Genomic DNA, 332 nt, shown 5'->3' with positions numbered 1-332 from the left:
AGAGACATTCGATTTTGCCGGACTCATCTCTTTACCTTCATTTTTAGAAAAAATGAAAACAAAAAGCCAAGAACACTTGAATGTGTTTTTTGGTGTTTATCTTTCGATAAACATTGAGAACTTTACAAACAACAATAAATTGTTGTTTTGTCAGCTTTCCAAATTGTTAAAGAGCTATGTTAGCTACAAGCTTGCGCTTGTGAACTATCAATCTGTGTGGACACTCATCGTGAGTAATCATCGTTTAAGGAGGTGATCCAGCGCCAGGTTCCCCTAGCGCTACCTTGTTACGACTTCACCCCAGTCATGAACCACAAAGTGGTAAGCGTCCC

General features: G+C 39.5%; 1 protein-coding gene and 1 rRNA gene. One reads left to right on the top strand and one right to left on the bottom strand.

What is annotated here, in order from left to right:
- The coding region (locus IQP38_RS26855; RefSeq protein ID WP_228010199.1) for a hypothetical protein at positions 1–256 on the top strand (256 nt) is incomplete at its 5' end.
- Here IQP38_RS26855 and IQP38_RS25455 read toward each other — a convergent pair.
- A 16S ribosomal RNA gene (locus IQP38_RS25455) occupies positions 246–332 on the bottom strand; the annotation flags it as partial. The genes IQP38_RS26855 and IQP38_RS25455 overlap by 11 nt on opposite strands.

Source organism: Vibrio sp. OPT41 (genome assembly GCF_015163595.1).
Classification (GTDB): domain Bacteria; phylum Pseudomonadota; class Gammaproteobacteria; order Enterobacterales; family Vibrionaceae; genus Vibrio; species Vibrio alginolyticus.
The sequence above is the reverse complement of the archived record's forward strand: the minus strand, read 5'-3'. Positions and strand labels throughout refer to the sequence as shown.